The sequence below is a fragment of the Sphingosinicella sp. genome (assembly GCF_013911755.1).
Classification (GTDB): Bacteria; Pseudomonadota; Alphaproteobacteria; order Sphingomonadales; family Sphingomonadaceae; genus Sphingosinicella.
Genome location: NZ_JACESP010000005.1, coordinates 1 through 23270 on the forward strand (window position 1 = coordinate 1; position 23270 = coordinate 23270).

The following is a 23270-nucleotide window of genomic DNA, read 5'->3' on the forward strand; positions in this document are numbered from 1 at the left end:
GTCTCCAGCGCCGGCAGCGCGTCCGCCATCGCGGCGAGGTCGCGCGCGGGCAGCCTCGACAGCGCCATTCGCGATCCCGCCGCGCGCGACCTCGCCGCGATGGCGGACGCGCTGCCGGCGCTGGAGACGATCGCCTTCAACGGACGTACCGCCGAGCGGATCGGGCTGCGCCAGCTTGGCGAGGATGCCGCGCGCTGGCGCGTGCTCACGCTCCTCTCCAGCAGCGGCGCCTGCGCCGTGCCCGGCGCGGTGAAGCAGGCGGACTGGATGCGGCTGCGCGCGTGTCTCGCGCCGACCCTCAGCTCTTGAGCGTAACGAGCCCGCCGGGCTTGTTCGAAGGCTGCGAAACGTTGGTCTTCTTGGGCTTTTCCGCCTTTGGCTTGCGGGCTTCCTTGTTCGATTTCATCTGACCCTTGGCCATTGCCGTATCCTTGTTTCGCTGGAGCGGATGCTCCGCCGCCGTCCTTAGCCGCAATCGCGAACGGATGCGCCGGAAATCGGCAGAACCGGATGGCGCGTCGTGCGTTGTATTGACGGGGTTGCGGTCGTTCCTCTTTTGTTCTATTGAGAAACGACGGAACGGATGAGAGGCGTGTCATGCAAAACGTCGTTTTCCATCGCTATTTCCTCGCGCTGCGGCCGCCCTCGCTGCTCGCGACCACGCTCGGGCTCATGGGGCCGGTCTACCGGCTCGCCGGAACGCGGCTCCCTGCCGAGCGGCTGCACATCCCGCTCGCGATGATCGGCGGCACCTATGAAACGCCGCAGCCGCGGCTGGTGGAGCGCATCGGCGAGGCGCTGCACGATGTTCCGCTCCCCGCGCAGCGCCCCGTGCTCGATCAGCTTGTGCGCGCGAACGACCGCGCGCTGCTCACCGCGTCCGAACCGCTGACCTTCATCGAAAGCTTCCGCCACGATCTCGTGCAGCGCCTTGTCGAGGCGGGTGTCGCGGCATACGTGCCGGCGTCGCCCCCGCACATGACCCTCGCGCACGGGCACCAGTGGCGCACGGGCACCGAGGCTGTCGATCCGATCAGCTGGCGCGCGGACGAGCTGGTGCTCATCGAAAGCCATGTCGGCGCGGGGCGTCACATCACGCACGGATCATGGCCGCTCGGCGAGGTTACGGAGAAGGTGCAACTTCCGCTGCCGTTCGCCTGGGCAGCGTGAGCCTGTGAGCGGGGGGCGGATACGCGTCGGCATCGGCGGCTGGACTTATGAGCCGTGGCGCGGGACGTTTTATCCGCAGGGCCTCGCGCAGGCGCGCGAGCTTGAATATGCAGCCGCGCGGCTTGGCGCGATCGAGATCAACGGCACCTTCTACAGCAGCTTCAAGCCCGCGAGTTTTGCGAAGTGGGCCGAGGCTGCGCCCGAAGGCTTCGTGTTCACCGTGAAGGCCTCGCGCTTCACCACGGCCCGCAAGAAACTTGCCGACGGCGCGGAGTCGGTCGCGAAGTTTCTGGGCCAGGGTCTTGAAGCGCTCGAAGACAAGCTCGGCCCCATCCTCTGGCAGTTCCCGCACACCAAGGCGTTCGACGCGGAGGACTTCGCGGGTTTCCTGAAGCTGCTGCCCGCGAAGATCGGGTCGCGCCCCCTGCGCCACGCGCTGGAGGTCCGCCATGCGAGCTTCGAGGATGTCGCGTTCGTGCGTCTCGCGAAGGATGCCGGCGCGGCGATCGTCTACGCCGACAAGCCCGGCTATCCGACGATCGACGAAGCCACCGCCGATTTCGCCTACGCCCGCCTGCAACGCGCGGAGGAGGATCTCCCCACCGGCTACACCCCCGCCGCGCTCGATGATTGGGCCGCCAAGGCCCGCGCCTGGGCCAGGCGTGGCGATACGTTCGTGTTCATGATCAACGGCGCCAAGCTCCGTGCGCCCGCGGCAGCACAGGCGCTGATCGCGCGACTTTAGCGCTTTTTCACGAATTCGGCGCGCAGGACGAGGCCTTTGATGCCCTCGAACCGGCAGTCGATTTCCTGCGGGTCGCCCGTCAGGCGGATGGATTTGATCACCGTGCCGACCTTCAGCGTCTGCCCCGCGCCCTTCACCTTCAAATCCTTGATGAGCGTCACGCTGTCCCCGTCGGCAAGCAAGTTTCCACTTGCATCCCGCACCTCCACCACAGCCCGCGCCACCGCATCGGCCGCGCTGATCCACTCACCCGTTTCCTCGTCGTATACATAGTCTTCTTCGGCCATCGCTCGTTCCCCATCGCTGCGCGCCCCCTCTGGGCCTCGCCGCACGGCGATGCAAGCGCTCAGCCGTTCACGATCACCCCGCCATTGGGATGCAGCACCTGCCCCGACATGTAACTCGCGTCCTCACAGGCAAGGAACAGAAAGGCGGGCGCCACTTCATTGGGTTGGCCGGGACGACCCATCGGCGTCGACTCACCAAAATGCTCCAGCTTCTCCTCGCTCGCCCCGCCGCACGGATTGAGCGGGGTCCAAATGGGCCCAGGCGCGACGGCATTGACGCGAATGCCCTCCCCTACAAGGTTTTCCGAAAGGCTGCGCGTGAACGCGGTGATCGCGCCCTTGGTGGCCGAATAGTCGAGCAACTCCTCGGAGCCCTGATACATGGTGACGCTGGTGCAATTGATGATCGCCGCGCCTTTCTTCAGGTGCGGCCGGGCCGCCTGCGTCAGGTAGAACATGCCGAACACGTTGGTCTGGAATGTGCGGCGCAGCTGCTTGTCGGTGATATCGGTGATGTCCTTGTCGGGATGCTGCTCGCCCGCGTTGTTGACGAGGATGTCGAGGCGGCCGAACGCCTTCACCACCTTCGCAATCGCATCCTCGCAGAATGCCTTGTCGCCGATGTCGCCCGCGATCGTCAGCGCCTCGCTGTCCTCCTCCTTCACGATACGCGCGGTTTCCTTCGCATCGTCATGCTCGCAAAGATAAAGGATCGCGACCTTCGCGCCCTCGCGTGCAAAAAGCGCCGCGACTGCCCGTCCGATGCCGCTATCCGCGCCCGTGATAAGGGCGACCTTGCCTTTCAGCCGCCCGGAGCCCGGATAACGCGGCTCGCAATCAGGTTTGGGCGCCAGCCGGCTCTCGTGCCCCGGCAGATCATCTTCCTTAAGTTTGCTTACCTTCGCAGCCATCGCCAGTTCCTCGTCCATCGCGCCCCCGCCATGAACAATCAGCAAACCCCGCAGCAGTTCCTCGCTTCGTCGTGAGCGGGGTGCCCGCCCGCCAAACCTGCGGTAGGCTGAAAGAAAAGGTGGAGGATCTGCATGACCTACGTCGATGGTTTCGTGCTCGCAGTGCCGCAAGATCGACTGGATGAGTATCGGGCGCTTGCCACGCTTGCTGGCAAAGTCTGGATGGAGCACGGCGCGCTTTCCTATGTGGAGTGCGTCGCTGACGACGTGCCCTATGGCGAACTCACGTCGTTTCCGCGTGCCGTGCAGGCGAAAGACGGCGAGGTCGTGATCTTTTCGTGGATCACTTACCCGTCGCGCGAGGCGCGGGACGCAATCAATGCCAAGGTGATGGCCGACGAACGCCTGAAGCACGACCATGAGAACACGCCCTTTGACGGCAAGCGCATGATCTACGGCGGCTTCAACACGTTCTTGAGCTTCTGAGCCCTACTTCGCGCCCTTGCCCTTGGTGCCCGCGTGCGCGGCATGCCATGCCTTCACCGCTGCGAACGTGCCGGTGATGTGGCCCTTCGGCGCCATTTCGGAATGGACGAAGAGAATCTTGCCGTCGGGTGCGATCACGTAGGACGTACGGTTGGAACGGCCGGGCATGAGCGCCAGCGGCACATCGTACTTTTTGATGAGCGCCTTATCCGCCACGCCGACCGCGAACTTGTTGCGGCACTCTTTCACCGAGAATTCGTTCAGCTTCTCGATCGGGTCATTGGACATGCCGATCACGGTTGCGCCCATTTTCGCGAAATCGTCGGTCGCGTCGGCGAAGGCGTTGGCTTCCACCGTGCAGCCCGGAGTGAAGGCGGCCGGGAAGAAGTAGAGCACGACGGGGCCTTTCTTCAGCGCCGATGCCAGCGAGAAATCAAAGGGCTTTCCGGCAAGCGAAGCCTTTGTCGTGAACACCGGCGCATTCGCGCCGACGGCGAGCGCGGCGAGCGCGGGGCTGGCGACAGTGACGGCTGCGGCAATGGCAAGGCTGAACAGGCGCATCAAACGATCCTCCTCGGGGGCTTTGTGCGCAAGCTATGTCTGAATCGGTCCGTCTCCAAGGCGCTTTTCGGGGCACCGTGCGTTCTTTCCAAGGAAGTGGGCCCAATCGGAGGCAGGATGATGTTCGTCGCAGCCTATTGGTGGAAGGTGAAACCCGGCAAGGAAGCGCAGTTCCGCGCCGCGTGGCGGCGCGGCACCGAACTCATCCGCGAACGCTATGGCAGCCTCGGCTCGCGTCTGCACCGGGATTCGGACGGCCGCTTCATCGGGGTAGCGGAATGGCCCAATGAAGCGAGCTGGCGCCGGGCCTTTGATGCGAAGATGACCTATGACGACCCGGAAACGCGCGCCGCATTCGTGGATGCCATCGAGGACGCGGCAGATGAACCGCTGCTGCTGATGCAGGTGACTGACGATCTGCTCGACCGCGCAGATGACAAGCTCGGTTAATCGCTGCCATAATGCCGCAAGAGACCTGAACGAGAGGGGACGAGAGATGCGGACGCTGGTGATTCTGCTCGCCGGATTTGTGGCCGTGGCCTGCGACAACGCAGCCCCGGCGGACCAGCCCAAGGTGGATGCCACGGACCCAAGCAGCGTAGATGCGGCGGCAGGCGGCACGACACCGGAAGCCGATGTCGAAACCGCAGCGCCGACGCCGGCGGATACCGGTGCGGACACCGGTGGAATCGATCTCGCCGCCTACGCCGGCAAGTATCCGTTCGACAAGGTGAACGACGTCGCCTTTTTCGATCAGCCCGTGGTCAAGTCCGCGATCGCCGCCGCGATTCCCGACAAGGCCGTGCTCGGCTGGGTGATGGGCGAACACGGGGGCCCCTCGGCCCCCTTCGAGATGAAGAACGGCAAGGTCGTGGCGTGGGCGTGCGAGCAGCACAATTGCGGCGACCATCAGTGGACTGTGTTGATCGACCCCGCCGGAACGGCCGCCGAGGTCTGCTATCAGGATGCCGCCGCGCTGCCCGGCAAGACGCGCTGGTATCGCGCCGGGGCCGCGCCCGAAACCCGCGAAGGCACCTGCCAGCTCTGATCGGTCAGGCGGGTTTCGAAACGACCCGCACGATGAACCCCGCAAGGAGCGGCGCGATCACGCCTGCGATCTGCATCCACAGCGGAACGCCCGGAATCGTGAAGCCGTTGTAGAGACACGCCGCGAGGATGAGCCCGGCGATGATCCAGCCCGAAGCCGCCCAGCGCGTGATCCGCACGGCGATGAGGCCGCCGATGAGCGCCCCCAAGAACCAGCCGAGCGCCATCACCACTTTTGCCGACGTCGGCACCGCAGCGAAGTCTGCCGCGCTCACCGCCTCCGGTACCAGCATCCGGCTGACATAATCCATCGCCGCGACCACCAGCATCGCGGCGACAATGCCTGTGAACGTGCCCAGTATCTTTCGAACCATCGACCGCCCCCCCTCTTCCAGGGCGGTCATGATAGCTGAATTCGGCGCAGGCGTCAGCGCTTTAGAACGTAGTAGAGGACATAGAACCACGAGAAGAAGCCGTGGACGATCGCCCACAGGATCGATTTGTGGAGGCTCCACGAAATCGTGATCGCGAGCGCCGTGCCGAAGCCGATGCCCGCCTTCGCGGTTGAAATCGTGACCGAACGCGAGTTCGCCATTGCCCGTCTCCGCTGTGCGTATTTCAGGCTGAGGAATAGCGGCTGTCGATCTTCTTTACACCCTTGAAAGCAAGCGAGAGAAGCTACGGCTGGAATGCGCGCTTTCCATCATCTGGCATGGTCCATGCTTTGTCTCACGCGACCCTGGGGCCACCCTCGGCGGTATTCGGAACGCGGCATACGACAACGAGAACAACGACCATCTCACCCGCTCCGACCGGCGATCACCCGCCGATATGCCGACCGCGAACAGAACGGTGCTTGAAAAACGGGTCACGCTGCCAAAACGGGCGGCCTCGGTATTACACCGGGGCCGCCCTATAATCTGCTCCGCATCATCGCCTCGCACTGGCAACAAAAGAGCCCGTGGTGCATTGTCGCAGCGGGCGCCGTCCCCCGCATCCAGGCGCCCTCGCCTTCGTTCGCACCTGAAAAGAGGGAGCCATTGCCATGACAACCGACCGTTTGCCTGAAGACCGGAACTGGGTCGCCTCCACCGGCCTCTCGCGCCGTGGCGTGCTCGTCGGCGGCACGTTCGCCGCTGGCTTTGCCGCCGCCGTGCAGCCTGTCGCCGCGAGCACGCTCAAGACCGATCTCAAGGGCCTCGACGAGCGGATGCTTTCGATCTCGGTTCAGCAGGGCCAGATGCCCGCCTATCGCGTGAAACCCGCAGGCAGCGGACGCGCGCCGGTGATCCTGGTGGTGCACGAGATTTTCGGCGTGCACGAGTGGATCAAGGACATCTGCCGCCGCCTCGCCCACGCGGGCTATTATGCGATCGCACCCGATCTTTACGCGCGCTGGGGCGACGCGACGAAGGAATCGGACATCCAGACATTGATTTCCACCATCGTTTCGAAGGTGCCCGACGCGATCGTGATGGACGATCTCGACAGGGCGGCAGCGTTCGCGGCTGCAGATGGCGGCGATCCATCGAAGCTCGGCATTACCGGCTTCTGCTGGGGCGGGCGCATTACGTGGCTTTATGCCGCGTACAGCCCGCGCGTCGATGCCGGCGTCGCGTGGTACGGGCGGCTCACGGGCGAGAACAAGCCGCCGATCATGACCAGTCAGCCGATCAAGGTGGCGGCGCGACTGAAGGCGCCGGTCCTCGGCCTTTACGGCGGCAAGGACAAGGGCATTCCTGTCGCGGACGTCGACGCGATGAAGACTGCGCTCGAAAAGGCGAAGTCGCCTTCGAAGATCATCCTGTACCCCGAAGCCGACCACGGCTTCCTCGCCGACTATCGCCCCAGCTACAACGAGGCGGCGGCGAAGGCGGCGTGGGGCGAGGCGCTCGGCTGGTTCAAGGCAAGGCTGAAATAGCTCAGCCGGCGATGTCGCGCCCGCGCGTTTCGGGGAGATAGAAGTACGTCACCAGTAGCGCGACCGTGACGATGACGAACGTGTACCACAGACCGCCGAACACGGCGCCCGAAGACACGACGATATATTGCGAGACAAGCGGCAGAAGCCCCCCGAAGACGCCGGTGCCGATGTGGTACGGCACCGACATGGACGTATAGCGGATGCGCGCGGGAAACAGCTCGACGAGCATCGCGGCGGCGGGGCCGTAGGTCATGCCGGTGAGCAGCGTGAGCATCGCGGCCGCAAGCACCACGAGCCAGCCCTGCCGATCGGCCTTGTCCGAGGTTTCCGGATAGCCTGCCGCATCGAGTGCCGCGCGGAAGGCTTCGGGCTGGAACCCGGAAATGCGCGCATCTGCGACGCGGACTTCGACCTCCGCCACTGCCGCAGGCGTGCGCGCGTAGTTGAGGCCGTTCGACGCGAACCATTCGAGCGTTTCGGCGCACGCGCTGTTCTGCGTGTCCGCGAAGGGATCGTAGCGGCAGGCTTCGGGCGTGACGATGGTGACGGGGTGTGCGGTCATGGCGCGCTCGAGCGCCGGGTTTGCAGCCGCGCCGATCAGCCAGTAGAGCGGAAACAGCAGGACGAGCGTAAGCGCGAAGCCGGTGAGGATGACAGGCTTGCGCCCCACCCGGTCCGACAGCCAGCCGAAGAAGATGAAGCTCGGCGCGCCGACGATCACGGCGGCGCCGACGAGCAGGCGCGCGTCCGCCTCCGCCACTCTTGCCGCGCCTTGCAGGAAATAGAGCGTGTAGAACTGCGCGTTGTACCAGATCACTGTGAAGCCCGCAGCGATGCAGAGCGCGACGAGGATGCGGCCGAGATTGCCCTTCTCGCGGATGCTCTCGACGAACGGGTTCGCAGAGGTCTTCCCCGCCGCCTTCATCGCGCGAAATACCGGGCTCTCGTTCAGTTTCATGCGAATCCAGAGCGAGATCGCGAGCAGGATGAGCGAAGCGAGGAACGGGATGCGCCATCCCCACACCTCGAAGGCGTCCTTGCCGACGATCGCAGTCGCGGAGACGACGACGATGATCGACAGCAGGAAGCCGCCAACCACCGAAATCTGGATCCAGCTCGTATAGAAGCCGCGCCGGTGCGCGGGCGCGTGTTCGGCCACGTAGACAGCCGCACCTCCATATTCACCGCCGAGCGCGAGGCCCTGCGCGAAGCGAAGCCCGATCAGGATCAGCGGCGCGGCAACGCCGATCTGCGCATAGGTCGGCAGCAGGCCGATCGCGGCGGTAGCGAGGCCCATAACGGTGATCGTCACGAGGAACGTGTATTTCCGTCCCACCTTGTCGCCGAGATAGCCGAAGAGGATCGCGCCGAGCGGGCGGACGAGGAACCCCACCGCAAACGTCGCAAGGCTGAGCAGGAAGGCGAGCGTTTCACTCTCCACCTGGAAGAACATGCGCCCGAGCAGCGCGGCGAGCGTGCCGTAGATAAAGAAATCATACCATTCGAAGACGGTGCCGAGCGACGAGGCGAGGATCACCAGCCGATCGCGCTTGACGTCGAATTCCTCTTCGGCGCGGTCGTCCGTCCCCATGTCCCCCCCAATGTTTTTCTCAGGTGCGCAGCGTCTCGTCGAAGCGGAAGGGTTCGCCGATGGCGGCACCGATGAGGCCCGCATCCCACATCACGCGGCGGCCGCGGATGATCGTGCCGACGGGGCGCCCGGTGAGCGTCATGCCCTCGAACGGCGACCAGCCGCACTTGGATTGCAGCCAGTCGTTCTCGATCGTCCAGCGCGACTTCAGATCGACGATACTGAAATCCGCGTCGAAACCGGGCGCGATGCGGCCCTTGGCGGTGAGGCCGAACAGGCGCACGGCACCCGCTGACGTGAGATCGACGACGCGCTCCAGCGTCACACGCCCCGACGCCAGATGATCGAGCAGCAGCGGCAGCAGCGTCTGCACGCCGGGCATTCCGCTCGGGCTCGCCGGATAGGGCTTCGCCTTTTCGTCCTTCGTGTGCGGCGCGTGGTCCGAACCCCACACGTCTGGCACGCCCTGCTGGAGCCAGTGCCAGAGCCCGTCGCGATGCGCGCCGGAACGGATCGGCGGGTTCATCTGCGCATAGGTGCCGAGGCGCGGATAGGCTTCCTCCCCGGCCAGCGTCAGGTGCTGCGGCGTCACCTCGCAACTCGCGATATCCTTGTGCTGTGCGAGCAGCTCAAGTTCGGCGGGCGTGGTGACGTGGAGCACGTGGATACGCCGCTTGGCCTCGCGCGCGAGGCCAAGCACGCGGCGCGTGGCGAGGATGGCCGACTCGTCGTCGCGCCACACCGGATGGCTGGAGGGGTCGCCCTCGATGCGCAGATCCTTGCGCGCCTGCATCCGCGGCTCGTCCTCGGCATGGATGGCGACGCGGCGGCGGCCCGATTTGAGCACCTTGAGCAGCGTGGCATCGTCTTCCACCAGAAGACTACCGGTGGAAGCGCCCATGAAGACCTTCACGCCGCACGCGCCGGGGAGCATTTCCAGCTCCCGGAGCTTTTCCGCGTTCGCATCGGTGGCGCCCACGTAGAAGGCGTGCTCGCACCACATGCGGCCCTTGGCGCGTGCCAGCTTGTCGGCGAGCGCTTCGGCAGTATCGGTATTCGGATTGGTGTTCGGCATTTCGAAAACGCCCGTCACCCCGCCCATCACGGCGGCGCGGCTGCCCGATTCGAGGTCTTCCTTGTGCTCAAGGCCGGGCTCGCGGAAGTGGACCTGCGTATCGATGACGCCGGGAAGCACCGTGAGGCCCGTGCAGTCGATCACTTCGCCCGCGTCGGCAAAAGACCCGAGGGCCGCAATGCTGCGCCCGCGCACCCCTACATCGGTCTGGACAAGGCCCGCAGGCGTGAAGACGTGGCCGCCCTTCAGGACGAGATCGAAGCTCTGGCTCATGAACGCGATGCTATACCCCCTTGCACGTGGCGCACCAGTCCCTAGCTTCTTCTCATGATTGCATATCTCGATGATCGCACCGTGCTCGTGGTTTCCGGCGAGGACGTGCGGGGGTTCCTGAACGGGCTTGTTACGAGCGACGTGTCGGAAACGGTGCTGACGCCGGAAACACCGGTGTGGGCAGGGCTGCTCACTGCGCAGGGCAAGTATATCGCCGACATGATCCTCTACGACGGCGGCGAAGCGGGCATCTTCATCGATGTCCACAAAAGCCGCGCCGACGATCTTGCGAAGAAGCTGAGGATGTACCGACTGCGCCGCGCGATCGACATCGCACCCTCGCAGCTTCGCGTCTTCGCGGGCTGGAAGGAGCGCGCGCTCTCCCGTCCCCACGATCCCCGCCTCCCCGCGCTCGGCCACCGCTGGCTCGCGGCGGGCGGCTCCGTGGATGCGGACACGGCGGACTGGCACACATGGCGGATCGGCCTCGGCGTGCCGGACACGCCCGACTTCGAGATCGACAAGACGATGTGGCTGGAAACGAACGCCGCCGAGCTGAACGGAGTGAGCTTTTCCAAGGGCTGCTACGTCGGGCAGGAAAACACCGCGCGCATGAACTGGCGCGCCAAGGTGAACAAACGCTTCCTTCCGGTGATGCTGGCGGAGCCCGTGGGCGAAGACCGAACGATCATGGCCGGAGACCGCGAGGCGGGCACGCTGCGCAGCTTCGCGGGTGCGCATGGTATCGCCTATCTTCGCGTGGAATATGCCGATGCACTGCTGACGCTCGCCGGCCATCCGGTCAGCGTCGAATGGCCGGAATGGCTGCCGCGCGCGGCCGAGGGGGAGGACTGAGAATGGCGAAGAAGAAGCCGCAGCGAATGCGCGACGACCGCAAACTGCTGTTCATCCTCGGCGTCTGCGGTGTGCTGCTGCTCGCAATGCTCGTGCTGATGTCGAGCTGAGCAGGCAATCCTCTCCCCGACTGGGAGAGGGAGCACGACTACCCCAGTCTTGCCAGTGCCGCCCGCAACCGCTCCGCCTCGGCGGATTTCTCAGCATGATCCGCGCGCGCCTTTTCGACCGCTTCGGGCTTTGCCTTGTCGACGAACGCCGGGTTGCCGAGGCGGCCCGCGAGGCTGTCGCGTTCCTTCTCAGCCGCCGCCGCGTTCTTTTCAAGACGCACGCGCTCGGCGGCGAGGTCGATGACGCCTTCGAGTGGCAGCACATAAGTCGCCTCATCGACGACGATCTGCGCTGCGCCGCCCGCCGGCGCGGGTTCGTGCGAGATGCCCTCGATGCGGGCCAGCCGCTCAACCATCGAGCGGTTGGTCTCAAGCCGCGCGACAGTGACCGGCGAACAATCGCGCACGTGCAGAGGCAGTTTCGTGCCCGGCGGCACGCCAAGCTCGGTGCGGCTGGAGCGGATTTCGGAAACGAGCCGGATCAGCCAGTCGATTTCCGCCGAGGCGGTAGCATCAACCGCGCCGACGTCCACCCACTTCGCCGTGATAAGGTCGTGTCCGCCCCGGTCACCAAGCGCGTGCCAGAGTTCTTCCGTCACAAACGGCATCACCGGGTGGAGCATGACCAGAATCTGATCGAGCGCCCATCCCGCAACCGTGCGCGTTTCGTCGGCCCCTTCCCCGCCCTCGGCGAGCACCGGCTTGATGAGTTCGAGATACCAGTCGCAGAAGCGGCTCCACGTGAACTGGTAGATCGCGTCCGCATAGGCATCGAAGCGCAGCTCCGCCATCGCGGTTTCGAGCGCCTGCGCGGTCGCGGCGACCTCGGCGATGATCCAGCGGTTGACGGCGCGCGAGGCAGCAGGCGCGGCAATCGTGCGCGAGGCTTCGATGCCGTTCGACTGGCAGAAACGCGCGGCGTTCCACAGCTTGGTCGCGAAGTTGCGGTAGCCCTCGACGCGGCGCTCATCCATCTTCACGTCGCGCCCCTGGCTCTCCATCGCCGCCATGAAGAAGCGCAGCGCATCGGCGCCGTACTTGTCGATCAGCCCGAGCGGATCGACGACATTGCCCTTCGACTTCGACATCTTCTGGCCGTCCGCCGCGCGGACGAGGCCGTGCAGGTAGAGGCGCTTCCACGGCACGTCATTCATGAAATGCAGCCCCTGCATCGCCATGCGCGCATCCCAGAAGAACAGGATGTCGAAGCCCGAGATGCAGAGATCGTTCGGGTAGTGCTTGCTTAACAGCGGCGCGTCCGCGTCCGGCCAGCCGAGCGTCGCAAACGGCCAGAGGGCTGAGGAGAACCAGGTATCGAGGACGTCGGGATCGCGGCTCAGTTTCTTGTTGCCCGCAAGCGCCTGCGCGGCTTCCGCCGTCTCCGCCACATAGGCGGTGCCGTCCTCATCGTACCAAGCCGGTATCTGGTGCCCCCACCAGAGCTGGCGGGAGACGCACCAGGGTTGGATGTTTTCCATCCAGTTGAAGAAGGTCTTTTCCCACGTCTTGGGGACGATCTCGATGGCGCCGCTGCGCACGGCTTCGATCGGCTTCTTCGCCAGTTCCTCGGCATTCACGTACCACTGGTCGGTGAGCCACGGTTCGATGACCACGCCGCCGCGATCGCCGTAGGGCGTCTGGATCGTGCGCGGTTCGGCGTCGTGTTCAGTTTCCTCACCGTCCTTGTCCTTGGTGACGTGCAGGATCAGGAAGCCCTGTTCCTTGAGCCGCTCGACGACCAGCTTGCGGGCGTCAAAACGGTCGAGGCCAAGGAATTCCGCCGGGATGAGCCCGTCCGCCGTCTGCACGACCTTTGCCTCGGCGTCGAACATGTTGAGCATGTCGGCGGGCTTGATGCCTGCGCGCTTGCCGACCTCGAAGTCGTTGAAGTCGTGGCCCGGCGTGATCTTCACGGCGCCCGAGCCGAGTTCCGGGTCGGCGTGCTCGTCGGCGACCACCTTGAAGCGGCGGCCTGTGATCGGCTGGATGATGTCCTTGCCTATGACGCTCCTGTAACGCTCGTCCTCCGGGTGGACCGCCACCGCCATATCGGCGAGCATCGTCTCCGGGCGCGTGGTCGCAACCTCGATGTAATCGCGGCCGTCGGCGAGCGTCGCGCCGTCCGCGAGCGGGTATCTGAAGCGCCAGAAGTGGCCCTTCACCTCGCGCGTTTCGACCTCGAGGTCGGAAATCGCGGTCTTCAGCTTCGGGTCCCAGTTCACCAGCCGCTTGTCGCGGTAGATGAGGCCCTGATCGTAGAGGTCGACGAACACCTTCACGACCGCGCGCGTGAAGTGCGGGTCCATGGTGAACTGCTCGCGGCTCCAATCCATCGAGCAGCCGAGGCGGCGCAGCTGGCGCGTGATCTGGCCGCCGCTTTCGGCCTTCCAGTCCCACACCTTCGCGATGAAATCCTCGCGGCTGTAGTTGGTGCGCTTGTCCTGCTTCGCCTCAAGCTGGCGCTCCACCACCATCTGCGTCGCGATGCCGGCGTGATCGGTGCCGACCACCCACAGCGCATCCTTGCCGCGCAGCCGCTCGTAGCGGACGACGATGTCCTGCAGCGTATTATCGAGCGCGTGGCCGATGTGGAGGCTGCCCGTGACGTTGGGCGGCGGGTTTACGATCGTGAACGGCGCCGCATCGGGGCGTTCGGGACGGAATTTCCCGTTCTCTTCCCAGTATTTGTACCAGCGGGCCTCGATTTCGCCCGGTGCGAAGGTCTTTTCGATCGTCATGTGCGTCCCTTTGCCAGCGATGCTGCGATGCGGCAAGCGGGCGGTGCGCTTACTTGCGCGTGATGCGGGCGATCTCGCGGGCGACCATCTGCTCGACGATTTCCGGCAGGTTGGCATCGAGCCAGGACTTCAGCATCGGCTGCAGCAGCTCGCGGACGAGACCTTCGAGCGTTTCCGGCCCCGCCCCATTGCCGCGCAGGCGCAGGGAGGACAGCGCGGAGAAACTCTCAGACGCCTTCGCCATGATATCTTCGGAAACCGCGGATTGCGCTTCTTCCGAAAGCTCCAGCACCGCGGAAGGCTCCGCCTCGAACCGCACGCCCGTCTCGTCGAGCGGCTCGTCCTCGTCGTCGAACTCGGGCTCCGGGTCCGGCGCGCGCACGCGCTCGCCGTCATCCTCCGCGATAATGCGGCGGATCGACGCGAGGATTTCCTCCATCGTGGGTTCGGGCTTGCCTGCCATGCGTGCGATTTAGCGCCAATCGCCGGGCGTTGTCACGCGGCTACTGCTGGACGCTCGGCGGAACCGGCGGCCCCATCGTGTTCGGTGCTGTCACCTGCGTGGTGACCGGCTGGCGTTCGCCTGGCGCCCAGTCTACCCAGTGCCTCTTCGCCTGCGCGGTGTAGGCTTCGGGGCGATAGATTTCGACCGGCAGGTCGAGGTCGTCCGCCTCGGCGCGGCCCACCGTTGCGAGCAGCGCGTAGCTGGCCACGAACGCATCGCGTTCCGCGCGCACCAGCGTGACGCGCGCATCGAGCAGTTCCTGCTCGGCGTTCAGCACATCAAGGATATCGCGCGAGCCGACCTCGTTTTCGGCGCGCGTGCCTTCAAGCGCGAGTTCGTTGGCACTGACCTGAATCTTCGCCGATTCGATCGTCGAACGGGCGCTTTGCAGGTTTTCCCACGCCTGACGCGCGCTTTCGATGGCATTGCGTTCGGCGGAGAGTGCGTTTTGTTCGGCCTGCGAGAAGCGCGCCTCAGCCTCTCGGATACGCGAGCCCTGCACACCCGCCTGAAAGATCGGCAGCGTCAGCGTGGCGCCGATGTTCTGCGTATAATCGATGCCGCTGCTGCGGACGCCCGCGCCCGCAGCCGAGAGGCCGCGAAAGTTCGTATAGCCGACGCCGAAGGTCGCATCGACGCTCGGCAGGCGCGCGCCCTTCTGCACGCGCACATCCTGGCGCGCGGCTTCCTGCTCGGACTTCGCGGCGAGCATGAACGGGCTGTCGGCAAGCGCAAGGTCGATCGCCTGCTGCTGCGTGCCGGGGATCAGCGTGGGGAGCTGCGGCTGCTCAAGGTTTTCCGGCGCGTGGCCCACGACGCGCTCGTATGTAGCGCGCGCGTTCGCGAGGTTGCCGAGCGCAGCGATACTGCGGCTGCGCGCAAGCGCAAGACGCGCCTCGCTCTGCGCGACGTCCGTGCGGGTGAGGTCGCCGACCTCGAAGCGGTCGTTCGACGCCTGCAGCTGGCGTTCGAGCACACGCACCTGGTTCGACGTCAGGTCCACCTCGGCCTGCAGCCGCAGCACATCCATATAGGCGACGACGGTATCGAAAATCGTCTGGTTCTCGATCCCGCGAAGCTGTTCGCGGCCCGCGATCTCACGGTTCTTCGCGGCCTTCAGCCCCGCCTGCAGACGGCCGCCCTGATACACCGGCTGGCTGAGCTGCACCCCCACCGTCACGAGGCGGCTCATGTCGTTGAAACGGCCGGGGCCGGTGGTATCCTGATTGAGCGCGGCCTGCGCCCCCAGGGTGGGACGGAACGCGCCGAGCTGCTGCACGACACCTTCGGACACCGCCTGCTGGCCCGCGCGGGCGCCCGCCAGAACGGGGTTGTTGGCGTAAGCGGCGGCCATCGCATCGCGGAGGCTTTCCGCCGCCGCCGGCGTTGCTGCAAGCGCGGCGAGCGCCGCGCCCCCCATCAGAACGAAAAACCTGCCACCCATTCGCCCGCTCCTAGAACTCGAAAACCCGCGGCCGCTCGAAACCCTTGAGCCGCGGTGCGCCCGCTTCGAGCAGACGCGTCCAGCCGACATGCCCGCCCGCGACACGGCCCACCGCAACGCTCGGCGCCGCGCCGCGCTCGGCGAGCACCGCCGCGATGCGTCCGCCGTCGCGCACCTGCGCGACGAGCGCGTCCGGCACGTCCTCGACCTCGCCGTCGATCAGCAGCACATCATACGGCGCGCCCTCGGCGCAGCCCTCGGCAAGCGGACCTTCGACGACGCTGACGTTGGAAACGCCGGTCTTCGAGATCGCGGAGGACGCGCGGCGCACGAGCGTCGCATCGTCCTCTACCAGCGTGACATGCGCGCAGAGTCGCGCAAGGATCGAGGCCGAATAGCCCGTCGTGCCGCCCACGATGAGCGCGCGCTCCGTCGGCGCAACTTCAAGCGCGGACATCAGCAGACAGCCGACAAGCGGCGCCGGCATCGCGCGGCCCGGCACGACCTCAAGCGCCTCGTCGAGATAGGCCAGCGAGGAAAGCTCGGCGGGAACATACATCTCGCGCGGCACATATTTGATCGCGGCGATGAGATTAGGCTCGACGATACCGCTGGGACGCAGCTGGCTGTCGATCATTGCGCTGCGCATCTTCCTGAAGTCCGGCAATTTCACGGGCTTCGCGTCCTCCTGACCTGTTCACGGTGTTATATATAAATAACACACTAAATTTGCAAGCCGCGGTCCGCTTGAGGCACGGCGCAGCTGCATCCGGCTTTAGGAGTTTCGCACCGCATCGCCAAGGCGGAAAGTCGGCGTCCGTCCAATCCCGTGCGCCTTCCGTCGAAAGGCATCGCCACAGAGACGTTTACACCGCCCCTTGCGATGGTCTAGAGAGCGCGCCTCCCGCATCGAGGCCCGATGGCGGAGTGGTTACGCAGAGGACTGCAAATCCTTGCACGCCGGTTCGATTCCGGCTCGGGCCTCCACATTTTCTCACAATTTTCTACAATCTTCTCCGTGACACGCGCCGTTTCCAGCGCGTGGAAACGAATTTCCATTAATGAACTCATTCAGGTTGAATTTTTCCATTTAGGATAGCCAATATCCTGAATGGCGAATCGCCGCAGGGATGGGAGTTGACGATCGATGGGGAAACGGAAAATCTTTCGCTGGCTGGGCGTCGCGCCTGCCGTGCTGCTGCTCGCACACGCGGCCCCTCTGCCGGCCGCCGCCGAGAGTGCACCACGCATCACCGCTGGCAAGGCGGTCACGGCCGGAATCGACAAGGTCATGGCGGAAGCAATCGAGAGCGGAAAACTCGCGGGCGGTGCGGTCGGCGTGATGAAGGACGGCAAGATCGTCTTTCTGAAGGGCTACGGCTATTCCGATCTCGAGGACGGTCAGCCGGTGAAAGCCGACACGATCTTCCGCATCGGCTCGATCACCAAGCAGTTCACCTCGGCGATGTTGATGATGCTGGTGGAGCGCGGGCAGCTCTCGCTCAGTGATCCGATCAGCAAATATTTCCCGGATTTCCCCAAGGCCGACGGCATCACCGTCCGCCACCTGCTGGATCACACCTCGGGCATCCACAGCTACACCGACAAGAATTTCCAGTCGCGCGGGTGGCGCGCGCACGACACGAAGGAGATGATTTCCTACATCGCGGGGCAAGACAATCTCACCGACTTCGCGGTGGGCGAAGATTATCGCTATAACAATTCGGCCTATGTTCTTGCGGCCGCGATCGTCGAGAAGCTGACCGGCAAGCCGTATGGCGTCGCGCTCGAAGAGATGATCACGAAGCCCCTCGGCCTCACCGACACGGCCTACGACGACGAGCGCGCGATCGTCCCACGCCGCGCGAAAGGTTACGATCTGCTGGACGGCAAGCTCGCCAATCCGCTGCCGCTTTCGGTTAGCGTGGCGCACGGCGCCGGCGCGATACGCTCGACCGCGGCGGACATGCTCCGCTGGCAGGAGGCACTGTTCTCCGGCAAGGTCGTGAAGCCTGAAAGCCTCGCGCTGATGATCGAACCCGCGAAGCTGAAGGACGGACGCCTGACGAGCGCGGTGAGCAAGTCCTTTCCGAGCGGACCCCCGCCGCTGGAATACGGACTCGGCCTCGCCGTGGGCGAACGCGACGGCCGCCGCGTGGTTGGCCACGGCGGCGCGATCAACGGCTTCAATTCGGCGCTCTACACTTACCCGGACGAGAAGACGGCCATCGTCCTCCTCGTCAACACGCAGGGCGGCGCAAACCAGCGCTATCATGACGTGGCGAAAGCCTGGTTCAACAGCAACAGCGGAGCAAAGAAGTGAAGATGATCCCGACCATGCGTATCGCGGGCACGGCCCTGCTTCTTGCCTCCGCAGCCGCGTTCCCGGCCGCCGCGCAGGACGCCGCCTATGACATCGTGATCAAGGGCGGCACCATCGTCGACGGCAGCGGCCTTGCCGCCTATCGCGGCGATGTCGCGATCGCGGGCGGACACATTGTTGCCGTTGGAAATCTCGGCAAGGCGAAAGCCGTGAAGACCATCGACGCCGCCGGGCTCGTCGTCGCGCCCGGCTTCATCAACATCCACAGCCATGCCGAGCCAGAAGGCGTCTCGACCGCGGTGAACATGCTGACGCAGGGCGTCACGACCGAGATCATCAATGCCGACGGCGGCGGCGGCAACGATATCGCCGCGCAGCTCCCGGAGATGGCCGCGAAAGGGCTTGCCGAAAATATCGGCGCCTATGTCGGCTTCAACGCCGTGTGGCGGGATGCGATGGGCGACCGCGACCTGCGCCCGACACCCGAGCAGATTTCGTCGATGAAGGCCGCGATCGAAAAGAACCTGACGGCGGGCGCCTGGGGCGTCGCCTCGGGTCTCGATTACCGCCCGTCCTACTATGCGAAGCCCGAGGAGGTGATCGACATCGTCTCGGTCGCGAAGCCCTGGCGCACCAACTTCCCGAACCACGACCGGCTGCGCCCCGAAGACAACCTCAGCTCGTTCAAGGGCATGGAAGAGACCGTTCTGATCGGCGAGAAGGCGGGCCTTGTTCCTGTCATCACGCACATCAAGAGCGCGGGCAAGGAACGCGGCAACGCGCCCAAGGTGCTCGAAATGGTCGCCGCCGCCACCGCGCGCGGTGCGTGGACGGCAATCGACATCTACCCCTACCTCGCCGGGCAGACGATGCTGCAGGCGTTCCTCGTCCCCGGCTGGGCGGCTGACGGCGGACGCGACGCGATGCTCGCGCGCTTCAAGGATCCGAAGCTCCGCCCGCAGCTCGTCGAGGCGGCGGAATATGCGATGGCAACGCGCCTCGGCGGCGCCGAAGGCATTGCGCTCCCTGATCTCGGCAAGCGGCTTACCGACATCATGGCCGCTGAAAACATCCGCGCCGGCGAGGCGGTGCTCCGCACGCTGGAACGCGATCCCTACACCCGCGCCAACATGACGTTCGGGGACGAGAAGGATGTGATCGCCTTCCTGCAGTATCCGGATACGGCGGTCGCCTGCGATTGCGGCGCCTCGATCAAGAACCGCGGCCATCCGCGCTACTTCGGCAGCTTTCCGAAAATCCTCGGCCATTATGTGCGCGACACCGGCACGATCACGATGGAAGACGCCGTCCGCAAGATGAGCGCACTGCCCGCCGCGATCATCGGCATGGTCGACCGCGGTCAGCTCGCGCCCGGCATGCGCGCCGACGTGATGATCTTCGATCCGAAGACCGTTCGCGACCACGCGACCTTCGACGCACCGACGCTGCCGTCGGATGGTGTCCGCCACGTCATCGTCAACGGCGTTCCGGCGCTGGAGGGCGGCGCAGCGACCGGTGCGAAACCGGGCGCGATGCTGCTGCGCGATGCGCACATGCCGAGCCGCCCGATGAATACCGCCTCAAAGGCACGCGCCTTCACGGCGAACGGACAGTCGGCGGATTACAGCATCACCCTCACTGCGAAGCAGGGAGCAAGCGAACGCTTCGCCACCGGCACGGTGAAACTGAAGGACGTGAAATCGGGCACGGTGTGGACCGCCGACCGGCTCGGCACGGTTCAGACCGCCAAAGGCTGGGCGAGCGTCACCGCGGTGCTGAAGGACAAGGCGGGTAACCGGAAGGCCGCGACGCTGACGCTCGATCGGGCGGATGGCGGCGCGGAAACGCCTGTGGTCACGGTGGCGCTGGGCGGCGAGCCCGCGGCGATCGTTCCCGCCAAGGGCTCGGTGCAGGCCGAATAGACCGTCGCGCGGGGCAAATTGCGGATGGAGAATCGCGTCTCAGTCGTTAGACAGGGCGCGATTCTTCATCGTTCGCTTCGAGCCCGGCCTCGGAGCGAACATTCCGGCAGGAGCAGCCATGATTGAAGCCGAATGGTGGGATGCAGAGGATTCCGCCGAACTCGCCGCGTCGGCGGCGGGCGACATCCAGTTCATTATCGAAAGCGCCATTGATGCGCGCGGGCAGGCGCTGATCGCCGTGCCCGGCAGCGGCATCGCGCTCATAGTGCTGAAAGAGGTCGCGAAAGCGAAGTTCGACTGGAAACGCGTTACCATCGTGCCGACCGGCGACTGCCTCGTCGCGGTCGATAGTCCGCTGTCCGCCGCCGCCGCGCTCGCCCGCATCTTCCTGCCGAAAGGCGCGCGCGTGCTGCCCATCGGCAGCGAAAACGCCGATTACAAGGCGGCTGGCCGCGCCGCCGACGCGCGGCTCGAAGACCTGCAATGGCCGCCCGATCTCGTGTGGCTCGATGTCGGCGCGAACGGCGAGACGGCGGGCATCTTCCGCGGCCCCGATCTCGACGAGGCTTTGAACGGCCCGAAGGCGCGCCGCGCGATCGGCGTGATGCCCGATCCGCTGCCGAAGGACGCGCCGGTGGCGCGCGTGACGCTGACCCGCGCAGCGATCACCTCGGCGCGCACGCTCATCCTCGCGCTCCAAGGCGACGAGGCGAAGGCCATACTCGAAAAGGCGCTGGAGGACGGGCCGCTTTCGGACACGCCGATCGGCCGCGTGCTCGCCGAAGTCACCGTTCCGGTCGACATTCACTGGTGCCCCGCCTGACGGCGCGATGAGGATCGTCGCAGCCGATATCGGCGGCACGCACGCCCGCTTCGCGATCGCAGAGATCGCAGGCGGGCGGTGTGAACTCGGCGAACCGGTGACGCTGAAAAGTGCGGACTTCGAAGGGCTTGAAGCGGCTTGGGCTGCCCTTCCCGCCCTCTTCGGCCATGCGCTGCCGAACGCCGCAGCGATTGCCGTGGCGGCCCCCATCGCGGGCGATGTGCTTGCCTTCGTGAACAACGACTGGAAGATCCAGCGCGCCGGACTCGCCGGACGGCTCGGCCTCGAAAGACTGACCCTGCTCAACGATTTCGGCGCGATGGCGCACGGCGTCGCCACGCTCGGACATGCGTGGACCGAGCATCTTTGCGGCCCCGACGTGCCGCTCCCGCTCGACCATCCGGTGAGCGTGATCGGGCCGGGCACCGGCCTCGGCAGCGCCATCCTGCTCCGGCGCGGCGGGCGAGTCGAAGTCGTGGAGACGGAAGCCGCGCACATCGCCTTCGCGCCGCTCGATGCCGCCGAAGAGGCGATGATGCCCGCGCTGCGGCAGATGTATGGCCGTGTCTCGAGCGAACGGCTCGTCTCCGGCCCGGGCCTCGCCGCGATCCGCGCCGCACTCGATCCCGAAGCCGCACCGAGGAGCGACGCCGACCTCTGGTCCGCCGCGCTCGCGGGCGAGATGGACGCGTTCAACCGCTTCGCGATGATTTACGGCGCCGTCGCTGGCGACATCGCGCTCGCGCACGGCGCGATGGGTGTGGCCATCGTGGGCGGGCTTTCCAACCGCGCGAAAACGCGGCTTCGCGCCTCGGGCTTTCATACGCGTTTTCTCGACAAGGGGCGCTACGGCGCGCGGATGCAGCAGATTCCCGTCAGGCTGGTCACGCACATGCACACCGGCCTTGTCGGCGCGGCGGCCGCCTTCGCGCAGGAGTATGCGGCCGCTTAGCTCGCGGCTGCCATGCGCGCTTCGTGCGCCTCGGCGATCTCGTCCGTGAAACGGATGCCGAGTTCGCCATCGTTAAAGCGCACGACGACCCCGGACCGTATACCCATGCGCACCGTCGTCAGCACGACCCGCTCGCCGATCGCGATCTGCTCGTGCGTGGCCAGACGGGCGCCCGTCATCGACATGTCGATGACGCGCGCCGTCACCTGGCCACGACGGTAATCCATCCTGGCCAGATAATTCGTCGCGGCTCGTGCGGCATTCCGGTGATTATCGGGTGTGTTCGACATGTCCCGATTCTCGCACGAAAATGGTTAGCGGATCGTTGCCGATCAGCTGTAAACCTCAAACAGGCCAGCCGCGCCCTGCCCGCCGCCGATGCACATCGTGACGACAACGTATTTCGCGCCGCGCCGACGCCCCTCGATCAGCGCATGGCCGGTGAGCCGCGCGCCCGACATGCCGTAGGGGTGCCCCACCGAGATAGCACCGCCATCCACGTTAAACTTTTCGGGATCGATGCCGAGCTTATCGCGGCAATACAGCGCCTGCACCGCGAACGCCTCGTTCAGCTCCCAAAGGCCGATGTCGTCGATCTTCAGGCCGTTCTGCTTCAAAAGCTTCGGGATCGCGAACACCGGCCCGATGCCCATCTCGTCGGGCGCAACACCCGCCACCGCCATGCCGACATAGCGGCCGAGCGGCTTCAGGCCCCGGCGTTCCGCCTCCTTCGCCTCCATCACCAGCGAGGCCGAAGCCCCGTCCGAAAGCTGGCTCGCGTTCCCCGCCGTCACATTGTGGCCCGGGCCGCGCACGGGCTGCAGGCCCATCAGACCTTCAAGCGTCGTCTCGGGCCGGTTGCCCTCGTCCTTCGTCAGCGTCACCTCGTGCTTGGTGACCTCGCCCGTCTCCTTGTTCTTCATCACCATCACGGAGGGGAGCGGCACGATCTCGTCGTCGAATTTGCCCGCCAGCTGCGCCGCCGCCGTGCGCTGCTGCGACTGGAAGGCGAATTCGTCGCACACGTCGCGGCTGATGTTGTAGCGCTTGGCCACGATCTCGGCGGTGTCGATCATCGGCATGTAGGCCGCCGGGTGCATCTCGATCAGGCTCATGTCGGGCTCCACCCGCATCTTCTCGTTCTGCACCATCGAGATCGACTCGACGCCGCCGCCCACCACGATCTGCATCCCGTCGACGATCACTTGCTTCGCCGCCGTCGCGATCGCCATCAGGCCGCTCGCGCACTGGCGATCGAGCGCCATGCCCGCCACCGTAACCGGCAGCCCGCCGCGCAGCGCCGCAAGCCGCCCGATGCACGGCGCCTGCACGCCCTGCAGTATGGCCGAGCCGAAGATGCAGTCGTCCACCTCCGCGGGATCGATCCCCGCGCGCGCCACCGCGTGCTTCACGGCATGGCCCGCGAGCGTCGGCGACGGCGTGGCGTTGAAGGCGCCGCGATAGGCCTTGCCGATCGGCGTGCGGGCGGTGGAAACGATAACGGCTTCGCGCATGGGAAAGTCTCCTG

25 protein-coding genes, 1 tRNA gene and 1 pseudogene are annotated in these 23270 nt (G+C 65.6%); 13 read left to right on the forward strand and 14 right to left on the reverse strand.

The annotated features are described in order from the left end of the window. Nucleotides 1–309: pseudogene (locus H2052_RS05060) on the forward strand (DNA-deoxyinosine glycosylase); the annotation flags it as partial. Here the strand turns inward: H2052_RS05060 and H2052_RS05065 are convergent. Then, on the reverse strand, nucleotides 299–421 hold the full coding sequence (locus H2052_RS05065) for a hypothetical protein (RefSeq protein WP_293778774.1): 123 nt from the start codon (nucleotides 419–421) through the stop codon (nucleotides 299–301). The pseudogene H2052_RS05060 and the gene H2052_RS05065 sit on opposite strands and share 11 nt — an antisense overlap. A 176-nt stretch (nucleotides 422–597) precedes the next feature. On the opposite strand from H2052_RS05065, the gene H2052_RS05070 reads away from it, so the two are divergent. Beyond that, nucleotides 598–1170, forward strand: a complete 573-nt coding sequence (locus H2052_RS05070) for a hypothetical protein (protein WP_293778777.1) — start codon at nucleotides 598–600, stop codon at nucleotides 1168–1170. A gap of 4 nt (nucleotides 1171–1174) precedes the next feature. Next, complete coding sequence (locus H2052_RS05075) at nucleotides 1175–1915, forward strand: DUF72 domain-containing protein (protein WP_293778779.1); 741 nt, start codon at nucleotides 1175–1177, stop codon at nucleotides 1913–1915. Here H2052_RS05075 and H2052_RS05080 read toward each other — a convergent pair. Both H2052_RS05080 and H2052_RS05085 read right to left on the reverse strand, forming a co-directional pair. Continuing rightward, nucleotides 1912–2202 (reverse strand): alkylphosphonate utilization protein, encoded by a 291-nt coding sequence (locus H2052_RS05080; RefSeq protein ID WP_293778781.1) that lies wholly within the window; start codon nucleotides 2200–2202, stop codon nucleotides 1912–1914. The two genes, H2052_RS05075 and H2052_RS05080, sit on opposite strands and share 4 nt — an antisense overlap. A gap of 59 nt (nucleotides 2203–2261) precedes the next feature. Continuing rightward, the gene (locus H2052_RS05085) at nucleotides 2262–3113 is read right to left on the reverse strand and encodes an SDR family oxidoreductase (RefSeq protein ID WP_293779088.1); all 852 of its coding nucleotides are present in this window, start codon (nucleotides 3111–3113) and stop codon (nucleotides 2262–2264) included. Between the two features lie 132 nt (nucleotides 3114–3245). Here H2052_RS05085 and H2052_RS05090 point away from each other — a divergent pair, with 132 nt between their 5' ends. Continuing rightward, the gene (locus H2052_RS05090) at nucleotides 3246–3599 is read left to right on the forward strand and encodes a DUF1428 family protein (protein ID WP_293778784.1); all 354 of its coding nucleotides are present in this window, start codon (nucleotides 3246–3248) and stop codon (nucleotides 3597–3599) included. A 3-nt stretch (nucleotides 3600–3602) separates the two neighbouring features. On the opposite strand, the gene H2052_RS05095 is transcribed toward H2052_RS05090, so the two are convergent. Then, nucleotides 3603–4160 carry a peroxiredoxin gene (locus H2052_RS05095; protein WP_293778786.1) on the reverse strand — a complete coding sequence of 186 codons (558 nt, stop codon included), beginning with the start codon at nucleotides 4158–4160 and terminating at the stop codon, nucleotides 3603–3605. A gap of 120 nt (nucleotides 4161–4280) precedes the next feature. Here H2052_RS05095 and H2052_RS05100 point away from each other — a divergent pair, with 120 nt between their 5' ends. Beyond that, nucleotides 4281–4610 (forward strand): antibiotic biosynthesis monooxygenase, encoded by a 330-nt coding sequence (locus tag H2052_RS05100; RefSeq protein WP_293778789.1) that lies wholly within the window; start codon nucleotides 4281–4283, stop codon nucleotides 4608–4610. Between the two features lie 46 nt (nucleotides 4611–4656). Then, nucleotides 4657–5208: a hypothetical protein gene (locus H2052_RS05105; RefSeq protein ID WP_293778792.1), complete on the forward strand. Its 552-nt coding sequence runs from the start codon at nucleotides 4657–4659 to the stop codon at nucleotides 5206–5208. A 4-nt stretch (nucleotides 5209–5212) separates the two neighbouring features. Here H2052_RS05105 and H2052_RS05110 read toward each other — a convergent pair whose 3' ends face one another. Beyond that, on the reverse strand, nucleotides 5213–5581 hold the full coding sequence (locus H2052_RS05110) for a hypothetical protein (RefSeq protein WP_293778795.1): 369 nt from the start codon (nucleotides 5579–5581) through the stop codon (nucleotides 5213–5215). A gap of 53 nt (nucleotides 5582–5634) precedes the next feature. Next, a complete protein-coding gene (locus tag H2052_RS05115) occupies nucleotides 5635–5802 on the reverse strand; it encodes a hypothetical protein (RefSeq protein ID WP_293778798.1) in 168 nt (55 codons plus the stop codon). 450 nt (nucleotides 5803–6252) lie between these two features. Here H2052_RS05115 and H2052_RS05120 point away from each other — a divergent pair, with 450 nt between their 5' ends. After that, entirely contained in the window at nucleotides 6253–7128 is an 876-nt protein-coding gene (locus H2052_RS05120; protein ID WP_293778801.1) for a dienelactone hydrolase family protein, read from the forward strand. Between the two features lies 1 nt (nucleotide 7129). On the opposite strand, the gene H2052_RS05125 is transcribed toward H2052_RS05120, so the two are convergent. Both H2052_RS05125 and H2052_RS05130 read right to left on the reverse strand, forming a co-directional pair. Further along, nucleotides 7130–8722, reverse strand: a complete 1593-nt coding sequence (locus tag H2052_RS05125) for an MFS transporter (protein ID WP_293778803.1) — start codon at nucleotides 8720–8722, stop codon at nucleotides 7130–7132. Between the two features lie 19 nt (nucleotides 8723–8741). Then, on the reverse strand, nucleotides 8742–10070 hold the full coding sequence (locus H2052_RS05130) for a dihydroorotase (RefSeq protein WP_293778806.1): 1329 nt from the start codon (nucleotides 10068–10070) through the stop codon (nucleotides 8742–8744). 54 nt (nucleotides 10071–10124) lie between these two features. Here H2052_RS05130 and H2052_RS05135 point away from each other — a divergent pair, with 54 nt between their 5' ends. Then, the gene (locus H2052_RS05135; RefSeq protein ID WP_293778808.1) at nucleotides 10125–10925 is read left to right on the forward strand and encodes a folate-binding protein; all 801 of its coding nucleotides are present in this window, start codon (nucleotides 10125–10127) and stop codon (nucleotides 10923–10925) included. 148 nt (nucleotides 10926–11073) lie between these two features. On the opposite strand, the gene H2052_RS05140 is transcribed toward H2052_RS05135, so the two are convergent. From H2052_RS05140 to H2052_RS05155, 4 genes are read right to left on the reverse strand one after another with little or no spacing between them, the layout of a single operon-like run. After that, nucleotides 11074–13773 (reverse strand): valine--tRNA ligase, encoded by a 2700-nt coding sequence (locus H2052_RS05140; RefSeq protein ID WP_293778811.1) that lies wholly within the window; start codon nucleotides 13771–13773, stop codon nucleotides 11074–11076. Between the two features lie 49 nt (nucleotides 13774–13822). Then, nucleotides 13823–14236, reverse strand: coding sequence for a DUF2497 domain-containing protein (locus H2052_RS05145; RefSeq protein WP_293778814.1), 414 nt, complete (start codon nucleotides 14234–14236; stop codon nucleotides 13823–13825). A gap of 40 nt (nucleotides 14237–14276) precedes the next feature. After that, entirely contained in the window at nucleotides 14277–15722 is a 1446-nt protein-coding gene (locus tag H2052_RS05150) for a TolC family outer membrane protein (protein WP_293778817.1), read from the reverse strand. Between the two features lie 10 nt (nucleotides 15723–15732). Beyond that, entirely contained in the window at nucleotides 15733–16395 is a 663-nt protein-coding gene (locus H2052_RS05155) for a protein-L-isoaspartate O-methyltransferase (protein ID WP_293778820.1), read from the reverse strand. A 240-nt stretch (nucleotides 16396–16635) separates the two neighbouring features. On the opposite strand from H2052_RS05155, the gene H2052_RS05160 reads away from it, so the two are divergent. The 5 genes from H2052_RS05160 (at nucleotide 16636) to H2052_RS05180 (ending at nucleotide 21742) form a co-directional block, all read left to right on the forward strand. Further along, nucleotides 16636–16709, forward strand: a tRNA-Cys gene (locus H2052_RS05160). Between the two features lie 160 nt (nucleotides 16710–16869). After that, nucleotides 16870–18045 carry a serine hydrolase domain-containing protein gene (locus tag H2052_RS05165; protein ID WP_293778821.1) on the forward strand — a complete coding sequence of 392 codons (1176 nt, stop codon included), beginning with the start codon at nucleotides 16870–16872 and terminating at the stop codon, nucleotides 18043–18045. Nucleotides 18046–18047: 2 nt separating this feature from the next. Continuing rightward, nucleotides 18048–19967: an amidohydrolase family protein gene (locus tag H2052_RS05170; protein ID WP_293778823.1), complete on the forward strand. Its 1920-nt coding sequence runs from the start codon at nucleotides 18048–18050 to the stop codon at nucleotides 19965–19967. A 118-nt stretch (nucleotides 19968–20085) separates the two neighbouring features. Then, nucleotides 20086–20790 carry a 6-phosphogluconolactonase gene (locus H2052_RS05175; protein ID WP_293778825.1) on the forward strand — a complete coding sequence of 235 codons (705 nt, stop codon included), beginning with the start codon at nucleotides 20086–20088 and terminating at the stop codon, nucleotides 20788–20790. A 7-nt stretch (nucleotides 20791–20797) separates the two neighbouring features. Next, nucleotides 20798–21742: a glucokinase gene (locus H2052_RS05180; protein WP_293778828.1), complete on the forward strand. Its 945-nt coding sequence runs from the start codon at nucleotides 20798–20800 to the stop codon at nucleotides 21740–21742. Here H2052_RS05180 and H2052_RS05185 read toward each other — a convergent pair. Both H2052_RS05185 and H2052_RS05190 read right to left on the reverse strand, forming a co-directional pair. Next, on the reverse strand, nucleotides 21739–22032 hold the full coding sequence (locus tag H2052_RS05185) for a PilZ domain-containing protein (protein WP_293778831.1): 294 nt from the start codon (nucleotides 22030–22032) through the stop codon (nucleotides 21739–21741). The genes H2052_RS05180 and H2052_RS05185 overlap by 4 nt on opposite strands. Nucleotides 22033–22074: 42 nt before the next feature. Beyond that, nucleotides 22075–23256 carry an acetyl-CoA C-acyltransferase gene (locus H2052_RS05190; protein ID WP_293778834.1) on the reverse strand — a complete coding sequence of 394 codons (1182 nt, stop codon included), beginning with the start codon at nucleotides 23254–23256 and terminating at the stop codon, nucleotides 22075–22077. Nucleotides 23257–23270: the final 14 nt, after the last annotated feature.